A 13,547-nucleotide genomic window follows, 5' to 3' on the forward strand; every position below is an offset into this window, starting at 1 on the left:
GCCGCGTCGCCTAGGCTCCTCGCATACAGCGACGGCAAGTTCATCAGGAGGAGCCACAGCGACGCGGCAATCTGGGGCTTTGGGAGCAGGAGATTACTTCGTCGCCGGGGCTCCTCGTAATGACAGCGGGGGAAGTTCATCAGGAGGAGCCCCGGCGACGCGGCAATCTGGGGTTTGGGAGCAGGAGATTACTTCGTCGCCTGGGGCTCCTCGTAATGACAGCGGGGGCAAGTTCATCAGGAGGAGCCCCGGCGACGCGGCAATCTGGGGTTTTGGAAGCAGGAGATTACTTCGTCGCCGGGGCTCCCCGCAATGACAGCTGGGTGCAAGTTCTTCAGGAAGAGAGCGGGTAACGGCGGATGGGGATAAGGGATGCGGGATGAGAAAACAGTGAAATTTCTGTGAATCGAGGAAACTTCTTCCCGGAGGGTGTGTCTATCAGGGTAAGCGCAGCAATGCGCTCTTTCCCGTCCTCTCTCTCCCTGGCGGGAAACAGATACCCGGCTCTCCCCAGCCGGGAACATGTAGGCCCCGGGCGCATTTCTCCCCCTTTTGCGCGTCCGGGTTTTTTTTTGCGCCCAGCGAAAGGAGCTAGCCACCGGGTGCACGGGGAACACGGGGGTAATTGCACTTAACCACAGAGGGCACTGAGAGATAAAACCGAAAGTACTCTGTGTCCTTTATGGTTTTCCCCAAAAAACCCGTGCGCCCCGTGTCCCCGTGGTTAAGCGCTGTTTTTACCACGGAGAGCACTGAGCATAAACCCACTCGGCTCAGTGTCCTCAGTGGTTTAAAGCGGTTGTTCCGGTTCCAGTCTCATCCACCGGTTCAGTACATCCCGAACCTCGTCGACGCCCTGGCGTTTCAGGGCGGAAAACAGCTGGGCGGTGGCGCCGGGGTACTCCGCGTCCAGCCTACGCCGTACCTGTTGCAGGGTACTGGCGGCGGGTCCGCGCTTTAGCTTGTCGGCCTTGGTCAGCAGGATATGGGTCGGCATACCGGAAGCCGCGCACCAGGCCAGCATCTGGCGATCGAACTCCTTCAGCGGATGACGGACATCCACCAGCAGGATCAGTCCGGTCAGACATTGCCGCTCCCGAAGATAGCGCTCCAGGAACTGCTGCCAATGCCGTTTGACCGCCTCGGGTACCTTTGCGTACCCATAACCGGGCAGGTCTACCAGCCTGCGCTCTTCATCGATCTCGAAAAGATTGATGAGCTGCGTCCGGCCCGGGGTTTTACTGATTCGGGCCAACCCCTTTTGATCGGTGATGACGTTCAGGGCGCTCGACTTGCCGGCATTGGAGCGGCCGGCAAAAGCCACCTCGTAACCCTCATCAGGGGGGAGGTGCTGGGGGGCATTGGCACTGGTCAGGAATTGCGCCCGCCGGTAGGGGTTTTCGCGTTGCCGCTGCATCGAAATCATGCCTTTGTCGGTTGACCGGATATAACCTGCTTGGTATATACAGCTGTCGGCTCGAAGGAGCCGCATCTGGGGACTTGCAGTAGATTCCCGGTCGGTTGACGGGAACAGTCCTGCTCGGCCGTTTTGTTTCCGTGAGCTTCCGCGCCGGGGGCGCTGATGGTAACATGCCCGCTTTCCGGGCGGTTACCTCCCCCCCTGAACCACTATGATGGCCCCTCCAACTTGCGACGGAGTCGGGGTTTATTGAAGAATTTAGGAGCATCCGATGAAGAAAAGTCTGGTAGCGGCACTTGGTGTGTGTGCACTGTTTTCAGGCAGCACCATGGCCGCTGATGGCGAGGCCGTATACAACAAGGTCTGCGTGGCTTGTCACGCCTCCGGCGCCGCCGGTGCGCCGAAGATGGGCGACGGCGCCGCATGGGAGCCGCGCATCGCCAAGGGTATGGACGCGCTTTATCAAAGTGCGAACACGGGCGTTCCGGGCACTGCCATGATGCCGAAGGGCAACTGCCTCGATTGCTCCGGTGAAGATCTCCAAGCCGCCGTGGACTTCATGGTGGGAAACAGCAAGCAATAAACGGTTGGGCAGTTTCATGAAAAAGGTAGCAATTGTAGCCGCAATGGTCCTGGGCGTTGCCGGCGGTGCCCAGGCACAGGGCAGCGCCTCTGCCGGCGCAACCAAATCGGCAAGCTGTACCGCGTGCCATCAGGAAGACGGCAACAGCCTGAATCCGATTTGGCCCAAGCTGGCCGGTCAGCACGCGGGTTATATCGCCAAGCAGCTGTCCGATTTCCAGTCGGGCGCCCGCACGGACCCGACCATGAACGGCATGGCCGCGCCCCTTTCGGAAGAGGACGTGCTGGACCTGGCGGCCTACTTCTCGGAACAGACGGTGGCCATCGGCAGCGCGGACCCGGAAAAGGCCGCTGCCGGCAAGCAGCTGTTTGAGGGAGGCGATGCTGCCCGCGGCATTTCCGCCTGCATGGCCTGTCATGGCCCCGCCGGGGCGGGCAATCCGGGCGCGAAGTTCCCGTCCCTGTCCGGGCAGCATCAGGACTATACCATCAAGGCCCTGAAGGATTTCCGCTCCGGTACCCGGAGCAATGACCTGAATGGCATGATGGCGGATGTGACAGCCAGGATGAGCGATGCCGATATCGAAGCCGTTGCCGAATACATCAACGGCCTGCACTGATCTTCGGGAGTGGGGAGGGCGGCAGAGGGGCTCTGCCGCCCTCTTCCGCCGCTTTCGGTTTTAAGCGGCATTTCTCGCCGGGGCTCGGGTTACGAACTACCGGTTGAAAGCCGGCCCTGGAATTTTTTCCGTCTGAAGCAGTCGGACATTGAGGTTGTACTCCTCAAAATCTCCCACAGGTGACGTTCCTTGAACGGTACTTCTCGCCCAAGCCCCTCTTCGGTCCTGTTCCGTTTCCTCGGGTCCATGAACCTTGCCATCACCCTGTTGGTGGCGGTTTCGATAGCGTCGATCATCGGAACGGTTCTCCAGCAGAACCTGCCTTATAATGACTACGTCATCAAGTTTGGACCGTTCTGGTTCGAAGTCTTCAATGCGTTGGGCCTCTACGACGTCTACGGGACCCCCTGGTTCCTGGTGTTACTCGGGCTCCTTCTGGTTTCCACCACGGTCTGTGTCTTTCGTAATACCCCTGCGATCATCAGGGATATGCGCCATTTCCGGCTGGATGTGCAGACCAAATCCCTGCGTAGCTTCCGTCACCATGCCGAGTGGAGTGTAAAGGGGGCTCCGTCGGAACTGGCCGATCGTCTCGGTAAGCAGCTGAAACGAGACGGATACCGCACCCGACAAGGCGACTATGGTGGCAATGCCCGGATAGTGGGCGCGATGAGGGGGTCGATGGGTCGCCTCGGCTATCTGCTGTCCCACTCGGCGATAGTGATCATCTGTATCGGTGGTCTGATGGATGGCAATCTCCCGTTGAAGTTCGCAGATTCCACCGGCAAGATTCGGGCAGAGACCCGAGACCTGCCGATCGCCAATGTGCCGGCAAAAAGTGTTATCGCCTCCGATTCCGGCTCCTTCCGCGGCACGGTAAACATTCCCGAAGGCTCCAGCGCCGATTTTGTCTACCTGGGGCTTCGCGACGGCTATCTGGTGCAGAAGTTACCCTTCGAGATAGCTCTCGACGAGTTTCGCATCGAACACTACCCCACCGGTCAGCCCAAATCCTACGAAAGTGACCTGATCATTTTCGATGAGGAGCTGGAGGAGCCGCTCCGCAAGACTATCGCGGTCAACCACCCGCTGGTTTACAAGGGCTACGCCATCTATCAGTCGAGTTTTTCCGATGGCGGCTCGCGCATGGTGCTGCAGGCGCATTCGCTGGATAACCCCGACACGGAAGCACTGCGTCTCGAAGGGCGTATCGGGCAGCGCCTCCCCGTTGAAACCCCGCGCGGTAAACGCACTGTGGAGCTGATCGACTTCAAGCCGTTCAATATCTTCCCGATAGAAGAGGAGGATGGCAGTGAGGGACAGAAGAATTTCGGCCCCAGTGTCATCTTCCGGCTCCGCGATGCGAGCGGTGAGGCGCTGGAATATGTCAACTACATGCAGCCGGTGCCGCGGGGCGAGAGCCTCTTTTTCCTGAGCGGCGTCCGCAGCACGCCGTCGGAGCCCTATCAGTATCTGCATCTGCCCCTGGATGAGAACGACAGTCTGAAGCGCTTCCTGCGTCTTCGGGCCAAAGCCATGGAGATGAACCACCTGCAGACCGAAGTGGCGGCACAACTGGCATCAATGGCCGGTAGTGCCGATGCCGAGCTCCCGCAGAAAGTGGCCAATTCCATCGTCGAATTGGTGCAGACGTTTGTCGCCGAGGGCATCGGCGCAGTGGTCGCCCGGGTCGAATCCAGTGCCCCGGAAGCTGAGCAGGACGCGGCCCTGAAGTCGTTCGTCAATGTCATTCAGAATACCCTCGGCGCCATTTACGTGGATCTGCTGGCAGAGGAAGAGGGCAAGGACCTGGGCGAGGGCGTTTCGGCGGCGGATCAGCGCTTCTTCGAGGATGCCATGAATGCGCTCTCGCTGATGGGTTCCTACGGTTCGCCGTTTGTCGCCCAGTTGACCGACTTTGAACAGGTGCAGGCCTCGGGGCTGCAGATCACCAAATCGCCGGGCAAGGACATCGTCTATCTCGGCTGCGTGATGTTGATGGCCGGAGTGTTCTTCATGTTCTATATGCACCATCGCCGGCTCTGGGTCCGCATCGAAGAGGATGGCGAAAACAGTCGGATCCTGTTTGCCGGCACCGGCCATCGCAATCGCGGCGACTTCGGCAAGGAATTCCAGCGTCTGCAGCGGCGGCTGAAGGCCGTCAGCGACGCCTAATCAGAGGTGAGTGACTGAATATGTCCGTACCCCACGAGTATATGGAGGAGCCACTGGAGCAGCCGCACTTCCTGAAACGGCTGGGTCTGTTTGACGGGCTGTGGGCGGTTTTGCTGCTGGCCGGCACCGTCTACACCATCGCGAACTTCAGCGTCCTGATGGATCGCTACGAAGTGGGCATTTTGATCGGAACCGGGCTCGCGCTGGCGCTGTTCGGATGGGCCTGGAAGCCCATCCGTCCCCTGGGTTTGGCCGTTGCTGCGCTCAGTCTGTTTGCAGTGTGGGCCTATGGCGATACGCTTGCTGCGGCGGAGACCGACTTCTTCCTCAAATACCTGTTTTCGAGCCAGTCCGCAATCATGTGGATGAGTGCGCTGTTCGTGATGGCGACAGCGGCGTACTGGTTTGCTCTGGTTATGGGTTCAACCTTCAGCGGCAAAGTGGGGACGGCCCTGACCTGGTCCGCGAGCACGATGGGCCTGGTCGGTCTGATGGTGCGCTGGCGCGAGTCCTATCTCATCAGCCATGACGTGGGACACATCCCGGTGGCGAATCTGTACGAGGTCTTTATCCTCTTTGCGGTGATCACCGGACTGCTCTACCTGTTCTACGAAAAGCGTTACAACAACCGGGCGATGGGTGCCTTCGTACTCACCGTGGTCAGTGCTGCGGTAGCGTTTCTGCTGTGGTACTCCTTCGAGCGCGGCGCTCACGAGATTATGCCCCTGGTTCCGGCCCTGCAGAGCTATTGGATGAAGATCCACGTACCGACCAACTTCGTAGGCTATGGAGGCTTCGCTATGGCGGCGATGCTGGGCGTGGCCTATCTCCTGGTCGACTGGCGTGCCGCCAAAAACCCGCAATCCGCCTTCGTTCGCCGAATGCCCAGCCTCGATCAGCTGGACGACCTGATGCACAAGCTCATTGCTCTGGGCTTCGCTTTCTTTACCGTGGCGACCGTCCTGGGGGCGATGTGGGCTGCCGAAGCGTGGGGTGGCTACTGGTCCTGGGATCCGAAAGAGACCTGGGCGCTGATCGTCTGGCTCAATTACGCCGCCTGGCTGCACATGCGACTAACCAAAGGCTGGCGCGGCAAACCGCTTGCCTGGTGGGCCATAATCGGCCTGTTCATTACGCTGTTTGCCTTTTTGGGCGTCAACATGTTCCTCTCCGGGCTGCACTCGTACGGCGAGTTGTAGGGCAGTGGTGAGTGGCGAGTAGTGAGCCCGGAAAGTTCACGAACTCACCCCAAAGCTTTCGCTCCTGCTCACGCCCCTCACCTAGATCCATGTAGGCGAAGACAATAAAGCGCCAGGAATTACTTATCGGCATACATGACCGAGAAACAACGGAAACAGTAGAACCTCGGCGATAATGCAAGATGCATTGTAATCAAAGCTTTGTGTCCTTTGCGTCTTTGCGGTGAATAATCCGGGCTAGGAAAGTCGGCTGCGCAGTGGGTACAACCCCGCCTCGCCACTCGCCACTCGCAACTAGCCACTCTACTTGCTGGTCTTCTTGATGGCGGTGACGTAGCGCGAGAAGGTCGCCATATCCTTGCTGACGCGGCGGAACAGGTGGTCGAGACTGACGATGGCCTGTTCGAGAAGGTTGACGGCGATGAACGGGTGCTCCACCCGCAGGCGCTGGTACATGGTGCGCGACAGGCGCAGCAGTCGCGTGTCGGGGCTTTTGGCCACGAGGCGTACCGAACGCGGCTCCCTGTCGAAGAAGGACATCTCGCCGACCAGTTCACCCTTTTTGGCGTGGGCCATTTCGGTAGTCTTGCCGTCCGCTTCGAAGGCAAGTGCCGCCTCACCCGCAATCACGAAATAGAGGGCTTCGCCCACTTCGCCGATATCGGCGATGATGGCGTGCTTTTTGAACACCACCTCATCCGTGAACTCCAGCAGGGTCTGTACTTCGCGAATCGTGAGAGACTCGCAGAGGTACTGCTGACTGAGGAATTCGGTCAAATTGAAATCTGCGCTCATCGTACATCTCCGGCACGTCTTATTGGGGGCCCAGTTAGTCCTGCCCGGCACGCCCTTTCAAGCAAGCGCAACGCCGCAGATGGCCGGCCAGCGGCTCGCCCGAAGGGAGCCCCCCGAAAGTACCATGACGGTGTTGCCATTGTCTGCGCGCTGCGCCTTATCCTGGTGTCTTCGGGTGCTCTGAATGTACCTTTAAGCATGGACCACCAGGAGCCTGTCCGAGAATAGCAATGGGTTCCGTGTAGATTGGCGCTGAGGAACGAAGCCCAACAAAATCAGCGCTGGGGTTCGCATAACTCACCCCAACCTACAAGAAACGACGTTCCCGGACAGGCTCCTGGCAAGAGCAGTGCTCCGGCGGCGCAAAGCACCGCCAATCCTCGGTACTCCCTGCAGCGGCTGTGCAGTATAGTGTAAGCGACAAGAACTAAAATGGCCGTCGGGCTTTGTCCAGTAAACAAGGAGGAACCATGAATATTCGTATTTTCGGGCTGCTGATGGCCCTTGTTGTCTTGCCATTCACCTCGGCCAGTGCCGAGGACGACTACGCCGCCGGCATCGACTACGAGCGGGTCTCGCCACCGATGACGACCAAGGAACCCGGCAAAGTCGAGGTCTATGAATTCTTCTGGTATGGCTGTCCCCACTGTTACAAGTTCGAGCCGCACCTGCAGCGCTGGCTAGAGCGAAAGCCGGACAGCATCGAGTTCACCCGCATTCCCGCGATCTTCAACAATCCGAATTGGGAGATCCACGCGCGCGCCTATTATACGGCAGAGCTCCTGGGGGCACTGGATCGCATTCATGGTCCACTATTCGACGCTATTCACAACCAGCGCCAGCGGCTCAACAGTCGGGATGCGCTCCGGGACTTTTTCGCCGAGCGGGGTGTCGAACCGGATACATTCGACAAGACCTTCAACTCCTTTGCCGTTGAATCCAAGGTGCGGCGCGCCCGTGACCTGACCAAGCGTTCGGGTATCGACGGTGTTCCCGCGATGGTTGTCGATGGCGAATATCGGGTCAGTGCCTCCCAGGCGGCCAGCTACGACCGGCTTGTCGGCATTACCGATTATCTGGCCAGACAGGGCGCAGAAGGCGAGGAGTAGTGGTCGATGCGGGAAATAGCGGGGTTCCCTTCGGGCCGGCTCACAAGCCCCATGCATTGCAGTCGCTTGAACTTGGCTTATGGCCGGTCCTGCGCTCCCGCTCTAGCTGGTGGCGCTTGTGAGGCCGGCTGAGCGTTACACGATTTTCCGCACGGACTACTAGATGAGGATTGGCAGCGGATGAAGACGGCAGAATTTTTCGCCAGGTGTCTTGAGAACGAAGGCATCGAGTACATCTTTGGCATCCCGGGCGAGGAGAACCTCGATTTGATGGATGCGTTGCTCGACTCTCCGATCCGCTTCATCACCGTTCGCCATGAGCAGGGCGCCGCCTTCATGGCCGACGTCTACGGGAGACTCACCGGCCACGCCGGTGTCTGCCTCTCCACCCTGGGGCCGGGCGCCACCAACCTGATTACCGGGGTCGCCGATGCCAACATGGACCACGCCCCGGTGGTGGCCATTGCGGGGCAGGCCGATACCACCCGGCTGCACAAGGAGTCCCATCAGGTCCTGGACCTGGAGGCGATGTTCGCGCCGTTCACCAAGTACTCCACCCGGCTGGTGTCACCGGAAATCACCTCCGAAGTGGTGCGCAAGGCCTTCAAGCTCGCCCAGACTGACAAGACCGGCGCAACCTTCATCGAGTTTCCCGAAAATATCGCCCGGATGGAAGTGGAGGACGATCGGCCCCTGATGGTCAAGAACCCCTCTTTGCCGGAACCTGCCGTGGATCGCGTTGAGCGGGCGGCGCAGCTTATCTCGGACGCCAGGCAACCCATCATCCTTGCCGGTAACGGCGTGATCCGGGCCAAGGCCTGGAAGCAACTGGCGGATCTGTCGGAGCGTCTCAATATACCGGTCGCCAATACCTTCATGGCCAAGGGGGTAGTGCCGTTTGCCCGCAATCCGCTCGCATTGGGCAGCGTTGGTCTGCAGTCGCGGGATTACGTATCGTGCGGATTCGATCAGGCGGATGTCATTATCTGCGTCGGCTACGACCTGGTCGAATACCACCCGCATCTTTGGCACCCGAGCCGCGATCGCACCATCATCCACGTGGACACGACCCCTGCGGAAGTGGACGCCCACTATCCGGTCGAAGTAGGGGTGGTCGGGGATATCAAGCACTCCCTGCTGCGCATCGCCGCACTCGCCACCCCGCATCAGGGTCGTAGCCTGCGTGCCTTGCGTGACGCCCTTGTGGAAGAGATGGATGCCTGCAAGCAGGACGACGAATTCCCGGTGAAGCCGCAGAAGATCATTTGGGATCTCCGCACCGCGATGGACCTGAAGGACATCGCCATATGTGATGTGGGCGCCCACAAGATGTGGATGGCACGCATGTTCCGTTGCGAAGTCCCCAATACCTGTCTGATTTCCAACGGTTTTGCCGCCATGGGGATCGCTTTGCCGGGTGCCATTGCGGCCAAGCTTGCCCATCCCGACCGTAAAGTTGTTGCAGTGACGGGCGATGCCGGGATTTTGATGAATATCCAGGAGTTGGAGACCGCCGTCCGCCTGAAACTGCCGCTGGTCATTTTGATATGGAACGATGACGGCTACGGTTTGATTAAATGGAAACAGCTAAGCCAGTTCGGACGACCATCCAATGTGGATTTCACCAATCCGGACTTTATCAAACTGGCCGAATCCTTCGGTGCCAAGGGTTATCGGATCGAGCGCGTGTCGGACCTTCTGCCCACGCTGGAAAAGGCTCTTGCCGATGATGCGGTGACCATCATCGATTGCCCGGTCGATTACCGGGAGAATCTGAAGTTGACCCAGAAGCTCGGTGAGATGGTCTGTCCCGCTTAGGAGCTGTCCGAGAATAGACTGACCTACTGCGGCCAAGCCCTCGTGACGGTGGCTATTCTCGGACAGCTCCTGGCAGGCCGAATCCGATAGGCTGCTGGCCGCGTTGCTCATCACAAACGCGTAAAGGAACTGAATTAAAGGTCGCGTTCGCCGAAAGGTTTGCAGCCGTTTGCGATTGCGCCCCCTGATGCCGTGATAAGCCGTTGTTGGCCTCCTGCGGTGAGTTATTAAATATTTGGGTTAGGTGAAAGAGATGAAAACGACCAGTCCGATCCGTTCCAGATCGGGAATATGTCCCCAGTGGACGGAACTACCTCTGCCCGGGTCTGCGTGACATGGAGAGCCTCGAACTCTCTCCTCCGATCGAGGTGAAGGCGACACGCAAGCTGCGCTTGCTGAGCTACAACATCCAGGTCGGCATCGCCAGCATCCGCCCCCACCATTACGTGACGCGCAGCTGGCGCCACCTGCTGCCTGCGGCCACCCGTTTCGATACGCTGGACCGGATCGCCCGGTTTCTGCGTGACTACGACATCGTCGCATTGCAGGAGCTGGATGCCGGCTCGCACCGCACCGGGTTTATCGATCTCACCAAGTACCTGGCGGATCGCGCCGGATTTCCTTTCTGGTATCACCAGCTCAATCGGGATCTCGGCCCGCTGGCCCAGCACGGCAACGGCTTGTTAACCCGTTACCGACCCACCGAAGTGGTGCAACACAAACTGCCCGGAGTGATCCCCGGCAGGGGCGGACTGGTGGCCCGTTTCGGCAGTGCCGATAATCCGCTGATGGTCATGCTCATCCATCTGGCTCTGGGGAGGCGGGCCCGCGACCGCCAGTTGGAGTATATCTGCGACCTCGTCAACCGCTATGAACATGTGATTGTCATGGGCGACATGAATACGGCGCCGAACAGCCCCGAAATGAACAAGCTGTTTTGCACCACGAATCTCCGTGAGCCGGAAGAGGCTCTGCACACCTTCCCCAGTTGGCGTCCCAATCGGAGTATCGACCACATCCTGGTCACCCCGGGCATCGAGGTGAATCGTTGTCACGTATTGACGCATGCGTTTTCGGACCACCTGCCCATCGCGATGGAGGTCAACCTGCCGGAGGCGATCGCATTGCCGGTCTGAATCGGCACGTTCCGGTGATACAATCACCGGATTCGAAGGGGGTGCTTGTGAACACTGAATATGACAGCCAAACGGCCGCTATTTGGGTAGAGAAGAGGTATTGCGACCTCGCCCGCCCCGCTCCCTACCGGGCCGGGACCGAGGTCCATAGCCGCTGTTCCAGCGAGGAGAACCTGCCATGAAAGCAGCAGCTGCCGGCCACCGCAGTGTCGGGCGTGTAGGTCGATGGCTGGGCATCGGCATTTTGCTTGCAGCGGGGCTGGGGATTGCCCTGCTGGTGAATCACTACGCTCCACTACTCAGCCCCACTGCCCAGGTCCATGTCCCGCTGGATCCCGGTTGCGATCTGACCGAAACTGCCTGTAGCTCCCGAATTCCGGGTGGTGGTGAAGTGAGGCTATCAGTTACGCCTCGCCCGATCCCGGTCATGGAAGAGATCCACATCGAGGTTCAGATCGAGGGTGTTGAGGCCCGGTCGGTGGAAGTGGACTTCGCCGGTATCGATATGAACATGGGCTTCAACCGCTACCGTCTGGCCAGTGCCGGAGGCGAGAGCGCGGATTTTGGCGGAACCGGTGTCCTGCCGATTTGTATCCGTGACCACATGGCCTGGGAGGCCACGGTGATGATTCACAGCGATGCCGGCCTGATCGCCGCGCCGTTCCGCTTCGAGACCGTGCGTCGGCAGTGAGTCGCGATGGGCCAGAGCCGGTACGTGACGGTTTCATGAGCGACTATGGATCGAGGGCCGGGTGCTTCGAGTGCACCTTCCTCCCGGGATTTAGCAGTGAAAAGGAGAGGAGCGGTCATGCAAGAGGACCACGGAGCACCCCGCCGCCCGGTGGTTTTGGTGATACTGGACGGCTTCGGCGTCAATCCCTGCAAGATCAACAATGCGGTGGTGGAGGCCCATACACCTCGTCTCGATAGCTACTTTTCGCGCTATTCGCACAACGTCATTCAGGCATCGGGACTTGCCGTTGGACTGCCGGACGGTCAGATGGGCAACTCGGAGGTCGGCCACACCACGCTCGGCTGCGGCACGGTCGTACGCCAGGATCTGGTACTGATCAATGACGCCATCGGCGATGGCAGCTTCTTTGAAAAACCGGCGCTGGTCGAGGCGGCGGATGCTGCCGCCGCCTCGGGAAGGCCGCTGCACCTGTTCGGTTTGGTGTCAGCCGGCGGGGTGCACAGCCATGTGCGTCATCTGTTGGCATTGATCGCGCTGTGTGAACGCCGCGGCGCGCGGCCGATGCTGCACCTGTTTACCGATGGGCGTGATACGCCGCCGAAGTCGGCACGGAATTGCGTGGAGGATGTCGAGGCCGCGCTCGCCAAGGCGGGTGGTGCGATAGCCACCGTCATCGGCCGGTACTGGGCCATGGACAGGGACAAAAACTGGGAACGCACCGAGCGGGCGTGGCGGGCCATGGTGCACAACGAGGGGGCCACCGCAGACTCCGCCCGGGAAGCGATCGAACAGGCCTATGCAGAGGGACAGACGGACGAGTTCATTCCTCCCACGATACTGCCCCCGGCCGTGCCCATCGAAGCCGAAGACCACGCGATCAGTTTCAACTTCCGCAAGGATCGGCCGCGGCAGATTGTCGCCGCCCTGGCGATGGCCAGGTTCGACGGCTTCGAACGAGGCGATTACCAGCCGATCCCGGTCGCCTGCATGATGGAGTACGACAAGCGTTTCGGATTGCCGTTTGCCTTCGTGCCGGAGCGTCCCGCCACCACCTTGAGTAAAGTGATCAGCGAGGCCGGGCTCAAGCAGCTGCACTGCGCGGAAACCGAAAAGGCCGCGCACGTCACCTACTTTTTCAATGGCGGGCGCTCGGAGCCCGTCTCGGGTGAAGAGCGTAAAATCATCCCTTCCCCGAAAGTGGCTACCTACGACCTCAAGCCGGAGATGAGTGCGGCGGAAGTGGCCGACTGCGTAGTCGATGCACTGCGCAGCAATCGCTACGCCTTCATCGTCGTCAACTTCGCCAATGGCGACATGGTTGCGCATTCCGCTATTCGGGAAGCGGTGATTCGTGCCGTCGAGGTGCTCGACGAACAGGTGGGGCGGGTTCTTGATGCGGCTGTGGCCTGCGACTATTCCGTGCTCGTCACCGCCGACCACGGCAACTGCGAACAACTGGTGGACCCGGGTACCGGCGCCCCTCACACCCAACATACCGAGTACCCGGTGCCGGTACTGGTCATCGACAGCGTCGATTGGCGCCTCTCCACGTCCGGCGGTCTGGGCAATATCGCCCCCTCGGTGCTGCACCTGATGGGGCTGCCGAAGCCGCCGCAGATGAAAGAAGACTCCCTGCTGCTGTATCCGCTCCGCTAGGAGCCTGTCGGACTTAACACTGATCGACTCGGCTCGGGCATCCTGGTTCGCTCTAACTCCTCCAATCCATGGAGTCGCGCGGAAAAGCCGGATTTGGCCGGATTTGGCCGGATTCCCCGATTTTTCCCGGTAACTGCTCGCCCGGTTGATCATGCGCGGCATAGATTCGCCATCCCCGCGCAGGCGAACCGTCAGCAGGTGATCGGCTTGGCGCTGGAAGACTATGACCGTCATCCCCGCGCAGGCGGGGATCCGGCCGATGCTGCTCCAGGAACTCGACCGGCTTGGCCGTCATCCCCGCGCAGGCGGGGATCCATTTCGAGCCATGCCGCTGCTCTCTGGA

Annotated in this window: 11 protein-coding genes; 9 read left to right on the forward strand and 2 right to left on the reverse strand. The window is 60.0% G+C overall.

The window, feature by feature from the left end:
* Nucleotides 1-790: 790 nt before the first annotated feature.
* A complete protein-coding gene (gene yihA / locus Q7L05_RS15135; RefSeq protein WP_303908547.1) occupies nucleotides 791-1,417 on the reverse strand; it encodes a ribosome biogenesis GTP-binding protein YihA/YsxC in 627 nt (208 codons plus the stop codon).
* 274 nt (nucleotides 1,418-1,691) lie between these two features.
* Here yihA and Q7L05_RS15140 point away from each other — a divergent pair, with 274 nt between their 5' ends.
* The 4 genes from Q7L05_RS15140 to ccsB all read left to right on the forward strand — a co-directional run bounded on the left by Q7L05_RS15140 (nucleotide 1,692) and on the right by ccsB (nucleotide 5,996).
* Nucleotides 1,692-2,003: a c-type cytochrome gene (locus Q7L05_RS15140; RefSeq protein ID WP_303908551.1), complete on the forward strand. Its 312-nt coding sequence runs from the start codon at nucleotides 1,692-1,694 to the stop codon at nucleotides 2,001-2,003.
* A 16-nt stretch (nucleotides 2,004-2,019) separates the two neighbouring features.
* The gene (locus Q7L05_RS15145; RefSeq protein WP_303908553.1) at nucleotides 2,020-2,622 is read left to right on the forward strand and encodes a c-type cytochrome; all 603 of its coding nucleotides are present in this window, start codon (nucleotides 2,020-2,022) and stop codon (nucleotides 2,620-2,622) included.
* Nucleotides 2,623-2,811: 189 nt separating this feature from the next.
* The gene (locus tag Q7L05_RS15150; RefSeq protein WP_303908555.1) at nucleotides 2,812-4,797 is read left to right on the forward strand and encodes a cytochrome c biogenesis protein ResB; all 1,986 of its coding nucleotides are present in this window, start codon (nucleotides 2,812-2,814) and stop codon (nucleotides 4,795-4,797) included.
* 20 nt (nucleotides 4,798-4,817) lie between these two features.
* A complete protein-coding gene (ccsB, locus tag Q7L05_RS15155; RefSeq protein WP_303908557.1) occupies nucleotides 4,818-5,996 on the forward strand; it encodes a c-type cytochrome biogenesis protein CcsB in 1,179 nt (392 codons plus the stop codon).
* A 303-nt stretch (nucleotides 5,997-6,299) separates the two neighbouring features.
* On the opposite strand, the gene Q7L05_RS15160 is transcribed toward ccsB, so the two are convergent.
* Entirely contained in the window at nucleotides 6,300-6,791 is a 492-nt protein-coding gene (locus Q7L05_RS15160; protein ID WP_092998111.1) for a Crp/Fnr family transcriptional regulator, read from the reverse strand.
* Nucleotides 6,792-7,261: 470 nt separating this feature from the next.
* Here Q7L05_RS15160 and Q7L05_RS15165 point away from each other — a divergent pair, with 470 nt between their 5' ends.
* The 5 genes from Q7L05_RS15165 to gpmI all read left to right on the forward strand — a co-directional run bounded on the left by Q7L05_RS15165 (nucleotide 7,262) and on the right by gpmI (nucleotide 13,204).
* Nucleotides 7,262-7,900, forward strand: a complete 639-nt coding sequence (locus Q7L05_RS15165) for a thiol:disulfide interchange protein DsbA/DsbL (RefSeq protein WP_303908563.1) — start codon at nucleotides 7,262-7,264, stop codon at nucleotides 7,898-7,900.
* A gap of 180 nt (nucleotides 7,901-8,080) precedes the next feature.
* A complete protein-coding gene (locus Q7L05_RS15170; RefSeq protein WP_303908566.1) occupies nucleotides 8,081-9,718 on the forward strand; it encodes an acetolactate synthase large subunit in 1,638 nt (545 codons plus the stop codon).
* 335 nt (nucleotides 9,719-10,053) lie between these two features.
* The gene (locus Q7L05_RS15175; RefSeq protein ID WP_303908569.1) at nucleotides 10,054-10,854 is read left to right on the forward strand and encodes an endonuclease/exonuclease/phosphatase family protein; all 801 of its coding nucleotides are present in this window, start codon (nucleotides 10,054-10,056) and stop codon (nucleotides 10,852-10,854) included.
* A gap of 178 nt (nucleotides 10,855-11,032) precedes the next feature.
* Nucleotides 11,033-11,545: a hypothetical protein gene (locus Q7L05_RS15180; RefSeq protein WP_303908571.1), complete on the forward strand. Its 513-nt coding sequence runs from the start codon at nucleotides 11,033-11,035 to the stop codon at nucleotides 11,543-11,545.
* 117 nt (nucleotides 11,546-11,662) lie between these two features.
* On the forward strand, nucleotides 11,663-13,204 hold the full coding sequence (gpmI, locus tag Q7L05_RS15185; RefSeq protein WP_303908574.1) for a 2,3-bisphosphoglycerate-independent phosphoglycerate mutase: 1,542 nt from the start codon (nucleotides 11,663-11,665) through the stop codon (nucleotides 13,202-13,204).
* The last annotated feature ends 343 nt before the right edge of the window (nucleotides 13,205-13,547 follow it).

Origin of the sequence: Thiohalomonas denitrificans (assembly GCF_016841685.1) — a bacterium.
GTDB lineage: Bacteria > Pseudomonadota > Gammaproteobacteria > Thiohalomonadales > Thiohalomonadaceae > Thiohalomonas > Thiohalomonas denitrificans_A.